Source organism: Litoribacter ruber (assembly GCF_018449405.1).
In the GTDB taxonomy this organism is placed as follows: domain Bacteria; phylum Bacteroidota; class Bacteroidia; order Cytophagales; family Cyclobacteriaceae; genus Litoribacter; species Litoribacter ruber.
On the sequence record NZ_JAHCMY010000023.1, the window covers coordinates 1 to 6521 of the forward strand.

The 6521-nt window shown below is 45.8% G+C and carries 4 protein-coding genes; all 4 read right to left on the reverse strand.

Going from position 1 to position 6521, the window contains the following annotated elements:
• Positions 1 to 734, reverse strand: a 734-nt coding sequence (locus KI659_RS17880) for a hypothetical protein (protein ID WP_213946755.1), incomplete at its 3' end; no start/stop codon positions are given.
• A 1-nt stretch (position 735) separates the two neighbouring features.
• Positions 736 to 4437 (reverse strand): hypothetical protein, encoded by a 3702-nt coding sequence (locus KI659_RS17885; RefSeq protein ID WP_213946756.1) that lies wholly within the window; start codon positions 4435 to 4437, stop codon positions 736 to 738.
• 15 nt (positions 4438 to 4452) lie between these two features.
• Positions 4453 to 6036 carry a hypothetical protein gene (locus tag KI659_RS17890; protein WP_213946757.1) on the reverse strand — a complete coding sequence of 528 codons (1584 nt, stop codon included), beginning with the start codon at positions 6034 to 6036 and terminating at the stop codon, positions 4453 to 4455.
• A gap of 2 nt (positions 6037 to 6038) precedes the next feature.
• Complete coding sequence (locus tag KI659_RS17895) at positions 6039 to 6521, reverse strand: T9SS type A sorting domain-containing protein (RefSeq protein ID WP_213946758.1); 483 nt, start codon at positions 6519 to 6521, stop codon at positions 6039 to 6041.

The following is a 6521-nucleotide window of genomic DNA, read 5'->3' on the forward strand; positions in this document are numbered from 1 at the left end:
TCCTCATCCTTGCCCTCATTGCCTGCCAAACCCTTCCAAACATCATATGCCGAAAGCCCGGCGTCCCCTTTGATACTATGAAAATAGTCTTCCATCGAGAGACCCCCATTTTCAGGCAAGGATAACCAGACCTCATAGGCCGAAAGACCTATTGGTCCGATTTCGCCCTTAATTGCAATTAGAAAGGCAGCCAAATCACCGCTATTCCCTGCATCCAACCATAGCTGATAGGCCGACTTTCCTTCCTCCCCTTTAAGCGAAGCGAAAAAATCATCAACAGTTCCTTGATTACCACCCTCTAACCATAATTCAAAGGCAGATTTACCATCCTGCCCAGAGCCTGTTCCAGGATTTGCACCTCCTGGAGCAAATTCAACCCAGTTGTCATTATTCTCCAACTCGTTAGTTGTATCTTGGCTAATCAATTGGAATGTTTTATACTTACCGGTCCCATCATCCATCACCGTCACTAACATTCCGGCTTGACGCCTTAATAAGGGGATTTGGTTCCTTTCCTCAATTGTCGTTACTTGATGGTGCCCGCCCTTCGCATGGTTCGTATAAATGATAGGCCATCTTGAAGCTCCTAGAGGAACAAGTGTATTCCCTTGCTCAAATTGGGCAAAAGTGTCAAGCGAGCAAACCACCAAAAGGAAGAGTACCAAAAAAACCTTTTTCAATACCCCTTGAGAAAAAATGAATCCCTTTCCTATGTTCGAAAATATCTTTCTCATATTACCTAATTCTAATTTTGGCGGTTGAACTGACATACTCTACACAAACCAGCACTATTTTATAACTTTTCCCACTAAAGCCCTTCGCGTTTACAAATCCTTCTCTATCTATGACTTTTAGTTGATGCGGGGGATAAGCTATCCATTGACCCGTAATATTATCATAGTATTCTACTACTTGATTTGTCTGATCATTGGGATAGGCAAACACTGCATATTGCCCAGAACTGTTAAAGCTGAAATCATATCCGGCTGTACCTTTCCAAGTACCTCCTAACTTTTTATCTGACAATGCTTTTATCTGGTCATCACTGATGCTGAAGCCATCGCTGCATGGTGATACCGAACTGGTAAATGATCCTCTGTATAAGGTTCCGGCCCATGAAACGGAAGCTGTACTTTTTGTGGTGGTCCCGTAAATGTCACCAGTTACTTCTAGAGTAAAGCTTTGGGATTCACTTCCTCCGTTTGCCGGTGAAATCAGCTTGACTTCCTTGTTACCCGAATTGGTTATATTGGTTATGGACTCCCCATGAACTTTTAATCCTGTGATTTTCTCGTCTTGTGGGTTAATATTCCAAGCCACATTAATAGGTATATCCTCATTGCTATACTCATACAGAGTAGTAGCTGGTTGCAAGCTGGGATTGGGATAAGTTAACTGAACCGCCTTCAATAATCTCAAGGTGAGGTTTTTGGTTATGGTATTTGGTTCCTCATCCTTAACTTCAAGTACATAAGTTTGGCTAAAGTCAGTTTTAAGATCTGAATTGGGCTTTTTCAGTTCTATATTGGCAAAAACCCCACTTTGGCTGATTCCTGAATTATCTGGTTCGGCCTGAGCAAGTAAAGATCCTCCGGATAAAAGCCTAATAGAGGCGATATCCTTATCATCGGAATCATTTTGTTTACTGGTGTTGGCAACTGTCCATGAAAACTGAACCTCCGTCCGGAAATCCGGCCAGTTTTTCCATACCGAATAAGGGAAATTCAATTGGCTTGATGTAAAAGTTGTGGTTGGAGGCGTTGCGGCGATCCTAGGGAAAAAGAAAGCCTCCAGAAAACCTGCTACATCTTTCCCCTCTCCTAGATTCATCCCAAATCCTGCCAGTCCCTCCCGGGTAATGTTACGATCTACGTTAAATTCAATACCATCTCCGACACCCCCAGAGGAATTTCCATCCTGGGCAAACATCAACCATTCATGTCCATTGAAAATATAGGACTTCCTATCAGAAATATTATAATAAGCTTTGTTTAGACTTTCTTCATTTTCAGCGGCAAGATAAGATTCCAAATTTTCAAATGAACCCCTAAAATCCAACCCTATACCGTTGGCCCCCTTTAACAACATCCCTTCTCCCCAACTGCTTTCCATCTTGGGTCCATATAAGGTTTGTGACTCTACATTCATGAAAAAATCACCTTCATACCCTTCTTCTAATGCCGGATCGGATTCCCCACTTAAAATTGTATTGCCATCAACTCCTCTTTCCCCCCTCAAATCCCTGAGAAAATCCTCCACTCCCCCTAAATGTCCTAAGCTCTTCCAGATCTCATAGGCTGATAAGCCATCTCCACCCCTCAAGCTGGTCAATTGCTCCGGAGTAAAATCTTCAAATTCAAAAGACTTCCCGTCTTCTCCCCTCAGTCCACTGATAAATATTTCAAATCCCTTTTCCTCATTGCCAGGCAGCAGGGACCACTCCTCATAAGCCGAAAATCCCGATGCACCCCTCAAGCTGGCGAGCTGCTCGGCAGTAAACTCTTCAAATCCCAAGGACTTCCCGTACTCTCCCCTGAGTTCACTGATAAATACTTCAAATCCCTTTTCCTCCTTGCCAGGCCGCAGGGACCACTCCTCATAAGCCGAAAATCCCGATGCACCCCTCAAGCTGGCAAGCTGCTCGGCAGTAAAATCTTCAAATCCAAAGGACTTCCCGTTCTCTCCCCTTAATTCACTGATAAATACTTCAAATCCCTTTTCCTCCTTGCCAGGCCGCAGGGACCACTCCTCATAAGCCGAAAAACCCGATGCTCCCCTCAAGCTGGCAAGCTGCTCGGCAGTAAAATCTTCAAATCCAAAGGACTTCCCGTTCTCTCCCCTTAATTCACTGATAAATACTTCAAATCCCTTTTCCTCCTTGCCAGGCCGCAGGGACCACTCCTCATAAGCCGAAAAACCCGATGCACCCCTCAAGCTGGCTAGCTGCTCGGCAGTGAAATCTTCAAATACAAAAGACTTCCCGTCCTCTCCCCTCAGTTCACTGATAAAAACATAAAATCCCTTTTCCTCATTGCCAGGCAGCAGGGACCACTCCTCAAAAGCCGACAAACCCGATGCGCCCCTCAAGCTGGCAAGCTGCTCGGAAGTGAAATCCTCATATTTAAAAGCCTTACCATCCTCTCCCTGAGCTCCCTGTAAGCTGGCCAATTGTTCAGGTGTAAAATCTTCAAATCCAAAGGACTTCCCGTCCTCTCCTCTCAGTCCACTGATAAATACATCAAATCCCTTTTCCTCATTGCCAGGCAGCAGGGACCACTCCTCATAAGCCGAAAAACCCGATGCACCCCTCAAGCTGGCTAGCTGCTCGGCAGTGAAATCCTCATATTTAAAAGCCTTACCATCCTCTCCCTGAGCTCCCTGTAAGCTGGCCAATTGTTCAGGTGTAAAATCTTCAAATCCAAAGGACTTCCCGTCCTCTCCTCTCAGTCCACTGATAAATACATCAAATCCCTTTTCCTCATTGCCAGGCAGCAGGGACCACTCCTCAAATGCCGACAAACCCGATGCACCCCTCCAGCTGGCAAGCTGCTCGGCAGTAAAACCTTCAAATCCAAAGGACTTCCCGTCCTCTCCTCTCAGTCCACTGATAAATACATCAAATCCCTTTTCCTCATTGCCAGGCAGCAGGGACCACTCCTCAAATGCCGACAAACCCGATGCACCCCTCCAGCTGGCAAGCTGCTCGGCAGTAAAACCTTCAAATCCAAAGGACTTCCCGTCCTCTCCCCTCAGTTCACTGATAAATACATCAAATTCCTTTCCCTCATTGCCAGGCAGCAGGGACCACTCCTCAAATGCCGACAAACCCGATGCCCCCCTCAAGCTGGCTAGCTGCTCGGGAGTAAAATCTTCAACCCCAAAGGACTTCCCGTCTTCTCCTCTCAGTTCACTGATAAATTCATCAAATCCCTTTCCCTCATTGCCAGGCAGCAGGGACCACTCCTCAAATGCCGACAAACCCGATGCCCCCCTCAAGCTGGCTAGCTGCTCGGGAGTAAAATCTTCAACCCCAAAGGACTTCCCGTCTTCTCCTCTCAGTTCACTGATAAATTCATCAAATCCCTTTCCCTCATTGCCAGGCAGCAGGGACCACTCCTCAAATGCCGAAAAACCCGATGCGCCCCTCAAGCTGGCTAGCTGCTCGGGAGTAAAATCTTCAAACCCAAAGGACTTCCCGTCTTCTCCTCTCAGTTCACTGATAAATTCATCAAATCCCTTTTCCTCATTGCCAGGCAGCTGGGACCACTCCTCAAATGCCGAAAAACCCGCTGCGCCCCTCAAGCTGGCTAGCTGCTCGGGAGTCAAATCTTCAAAACCAAAGGACTTCCCGTCTTCTCCTCTCAGTTCACTGATAAATTCATCAAATCCCTTTCCCTCATTGCCAGGCAGCAGGGACCACTCCTCAAATGCCGACAAACCCGATGCGCCCCTCTAGCTGGCAAGCTGCTCGGAAGTGAAATCCTCATATTTAAAAGCCTTACCATCCTCTCCCGGAGCTCCCTGTAAGCTGGCCAATTGCTCCGGAGTAAAATCTTCAAATCCAAAGGACTTCCCGTCCTCTCCCCTCAGTTCACTGATAAATACATCAAATCCCTTTTCCTCATTGCCAGGCAGCAGGGACCATTCCTGAAATGCAGATAGTCCCTGAGCTCCCCTTAAACTTTCACGCTGGGCCTCTGTCAAATCCTCAAAAGCAAAGGCTTCGCCTTTCTCCCCTTTTTCACCTTGGGGTCCACGAATATTCCCTACATCAACGTACCCTATACCATCCCACATCCAGGCATGCCCGGTTTCGGAGACCATAAAGAGGTCTCCAACTTCACCGAAGTGGAATATTGGCAGGTCCTTTTCAGTCTCCACCACTCCTACTATCTTCGTACCCGCTCCAGTATCCCCCTTGTCTCCTTTAATGGCAATTAAGTATTCATCCAAGGACTTTTCCTCATTACCTGGGATATGAGTCCAGACTTCAAATGCTGAAAAACCCTCTTTTCCCCTTTCACCCTGAGGGCCACGGATTGGGCCCACATTGATAAATCCCTCTCCATCCCACATCCAGCCATATCCGGAATCTTGAGCTACGAACACATCTCCAATCTCACCTCGATAGTTGTGCTGGAGATCTTCCTCAGTTGCCAACGAGCCCACTATGCGGGTCCCTACTCCAGGATCTCCTTTTTCCCCTACCATGCTATTGTAAAAATCAGTTATCCCTTTGTTGGAATTGCCTGACTGCATTCGCCAGAGCTCAAAGGCCGAAAGACCATCTTTCCCCTTCAAAGCTTCCACATAATCATCAAATGTTTTTTGGGAATTTTCATCTATTCCTTTCCAAACTTCAAAAGCAGACAAACCCTGTGGTCCAGTTTCTCCTTTAGGGCCTTGGATAAGTCCTACGTCTATAAATTCTGTTCCATCCCACATCCAGCCATGACCACTGTCCTTGACCAAATAAACATTTCCAATTTCACCTTCATAAGCTTGAGGTAACCTGTGTTGGGTTTCCACCGAACCAATTATATTGGTACCTACCCCTGGGTCCCCCTTCTCTCCTCTGAGATCTTCTATACTCGGACCTCCTATTATATTCAACCAGTGAACCGATGAAGCTTGTCCAGTCTGCTCTGCGTATAATGCATAAGGAACACTCATCAATTGGATAATGCCTATTACATCATAATTGGTCCCTCCATTTACATCTGTTTCGGACTTTAAAAAGAAAGGACCACTACCCCACGCTATCTGCCCAAAATTCCCCTCTACTACTGACCCGTTTCCAATAGCTATGGATAAAAGCCCATTGTGATTGGTATTTATCCGCTGTGTTTCAATATAGACGGCTTCCCCAATTTCAGAGCCTTGGATTATGCTGATCCGCATAGAAACGGTAGAATTTGCTACTAGCTCATTCTTACTATTTCTAATCACCGCCTGATAACTCATGGTTTGGGGTGATTGCCCAAATACTGAAAGGTACAACAGTACTAAGCCTATGGTTAATAAAATTTTCTTCATCGCTATTTCACTAAGATGATTTTAAAGGTCTTTATAGGTTTCTTTTTTTCATACACAGTTAAAAAATATGCGGCACTGGCATAGGACTTCATTTCAACCCTCGTTTGGTGTTCACGGATCATCCCCTCCTCCAAGGTTTTGGCTGCCAGATCTGTAAGCACATAGGACAGGTTTATCAGCTCGGTGTGTAAAATATTAAGAAACACGAAATCACGGGTTGGATTTGGATATAAATGCATCACAACGGGCTTTAAGGGAGCCACTTCCTTTTTGGCCAAAATGGGTTGTTGAATACCTTGCCGCACATCTCCGCCGCTTTCACTTAAATGTATAAAATCAATTTGACCAACAGTAAAACTGACTATCCCGCCATTGCCGGCAATCTCCCCTCCTGAAGTTACTGTACCCTCTTGGGCTTCACATGGCCAATTGATAAAAAGCCAAGACAGTAAGGTCAAAATCGTATATAGGTTAAACCTCATCAT